Origin of the sequence: Thermococcus sp., assembly GCF_027011145.1 — an archaeon.
GTDB lineage: Archaea > Methanobacteriota_B > Thermococci > Thermococcales > Thermococcaceae > Thermococcus.
In genome coordinates, this window is the sequence record NZ_JALVAO010000031.1 from 1 (window position 1) to 2508 (window position 2508).

Sequence of the window (2508 nt, forward strand, 5' to 3'; positions counted from 1 at the left end):
ATCCTCGGGAATCGGCAGGTTGAAGACTTCCTTGTGCATCTGTATAAGAACGTCTTCCCCGCTGAGGCCCTGTTTGAGTAGGATTTCCCTCAGCTTTTCTCTCGCTTTGAGGAAGTTGCCCTCCAAAGCGAGTGTCATCATCTCGCGGACATCTTCCGGCCTTGCCCTGCTGGCAACGAGAAAGACGTTCTCATCGGTTATCTTCTTGTCAAGGGCAGCTGCCGCCTGGAGGACATTGATTGCCCTTCTCAGGTCACCTTCGGCAACATACAGGATAGCCTGCAGGCCCTCCTCCGTCAGCTCAAGGCCCTCGTTCTCGGCTATGTACTTAATCCTCTTCGCTATGTCCTCGTCACTGAGCGGTCTGAAGCGGAAGATTGCGCACCTCGACTGTATCGGCTCGATAATCTTTGAGGAATAGTTACAGCTGAGAATAAACCTCACGTTGTTCGAGAACATCTCCATTGTCCTTCTCAGGGCCTGCTGGGCGTCTTGCGTTAAAGCGTCTGCCTCATCGAGGAATATTATTTTGAAGCTCGCTCCACCTATCGGCTTCGTTCTTGCGAACTCCTTCACCTTCTCGCGTATGACATTTATACCCCTTTCATCGCTAGCGTTCAGTTCCAAGAAGTTGTGCCTCCAGTTCTCGCCGAATAACTCCCTCGCGAGGGCCAAAGCGGCGGTCGTTTTCCCGACACCAGGAGGCCCTGCAAAGAGCAGATGGGGCATCGAGCCTGTTTTGGCGTAGTGTTTGAGCCTCTTGACTATATGCTCCTGACCAACTATTTCATCTAATCTTTTTGGTCTGTACTTTTCAACCCAGGGCTTTTCAAGAACCTTAACTTCTCTAAGCTCCTCGGTCATGCCTTCCACCTAAAGGTTTATGAGAGCCGAGAGTTTAAGGGCTTTGCCATGGACCCGCTCGAACATTTTTCAATTCCCGGCCTTGTCTACCTCACGCTGTCGGGGGAGCCGACTCTCTCCGGACTTCTGGCCGTGGGTGCAGGGGCCCTGTTCCCTGACGTTGATGCGCTCTCAAAAGAGCACCGTTCCTACCTTCACTCCCTCCTGCCTTTCCTTCCAACCCTTATCCTCGGCCTGCACCTCCGCGGTTTGCCCCTTCTCTTTGCCCTAGGCTGGGGAAGTCACCTCTTCCTCGACTTCTTCACGGGAGTGATACCGCCGGTTTATCCCCTCTCCAGGAGGGGCTGGGGGTTGTCAATAGTAATCACAGGCCCGAGGAATTTTGGGATTGAGCTTAAGCTCATCGAGAGATATCCTGATAGGAAGCATGACTACCGGCTGGAAATCGGCGGTAGTTTTGCACTTGCAATTTTAACAATCCTCACGGCAATAATTAGACTGCACTAACCGGTTCAGTGCAAAACTTTTATACGCCAGTGTCCAATAACAACCGGTGGTTCTCATGGGAAAGCTTGACTGGATTAGGGAAGAACTTCAGGAGCTTAAGGAGAAGGGCCTCTACGTAACCATAAGAAAGTTGGAAAGCCCCCAGGGTCCCTGGGTCGTTGTTGACGGCAAAAAGGTTCTCAACATGTGTTCGAACAACTACCTCGGCTTGGCAGCACATCCCGAGATTCGTTACGCGGCAATAAGGGCCATCCTCGACTACGGTGTTGGAGCCGGAGCGGTTAGAACCATAGCCGGAACCATGGACCTCCACGTCGAGCTTGAGGAGAAGCTCGCCAAGTTCAAGAAGAGGGAAGCGGCCATCCTCTTCCAGAGCGGTTACAACGCAAACCTTGGAGCCATAAGCGCGCTCCTCAAGAAGGGCGAAGACGGTGTCTTCATCAGTGAAGAGCTCAACCACGCGAGCATAATAGACGGAATGCGCCTCAGCGGTGCGCCGAAGGTTATATACAAGCACATCGACATGGAGGACCTGAAGAAGAGACTTGAGGAAAACAAGGACAAGAAGAAGAAAATCATAGTCAGCGACGGTGTCTTTTCTATGGACGGCGACCTCGCTCCACTCCCCGAGATGGCCGAGCTCGCTGAGCAGTACGACGCTATACTTTACATCGACGATGCTCACGGTGAAGGCGTTCTCGGTGAGGGCGGAAGGGGTATAGTTGACCACTTCAAGCTCCACGACAAGGTTGACTTTGAGATGGGAACCCTGAGCAAGGCCTTTGGAGTCATAGGTGGCTACGTTGCTGGACCTGAGGAAGCGATAGAATACCTCCGCCAGAGGGCGAGGCCCTTCCTGTTCTCAAGCGCCCCGAATCCACCTGACGTTGCCGCTGCCATAGCTGCCGTCGAGATACTCCAGAGGAGCGATGAACTCGTTAGGAAGCTCTGGGACAACACCCACTTCCTCCAGAAGGGATTGCGTGATTTGGGCTACGACCTCGGAAACACGAAGCACCCGATTACACCGGTCATGCTCTACGACGAGAAGCTCGCCCAGGAGTTCTCAAAGCGCTTATATGACGAGTACAACATCTTTGCACAGGCCATCGTCTATCCGACAGTCCCGCTCGGAAC

3 protein-coding genes are annotated in these 2508 nt (G+C 53.1%); 2 read left to right on the forward strand and 1 reads right to left on the reverse strand.

All coding sequences use genetic code 11. From position 1 onward, the window contains the following. A partial coding sequence (locus MVG27_RS02935) for a replication factor C small subunit (protein ID WP_297556143.1) occupies nt 1–864 on the reverse strand: 864 nt, incomplete at its 3' end. A 48-nt stretch (nt 865–912) separates the two neighbouring features. Between MVG27_RS02935 and MVG27_RS02940 the strand changes: the two genes are divergently transcribed. Next, nucleotides 913–1371, forward strand: a complete 459-nt coding sequence (locus MVG27_RS02940; RefSeq protein ID WP_297556141.1) for a metal-dependent hydrolase — start codon at nt 913–915, stop codon at nt 1369–1371. Nucleotides 1372–1426: 55 nt separating this feature from the next. Next, nucleotides 1427–2508 (forward strand): glycine C-acetyltransferase (locus MVG27_RS02945; protein WP_297556145.1); only part of this gene is annotated, 1082 nt, incomplete at its 3' end.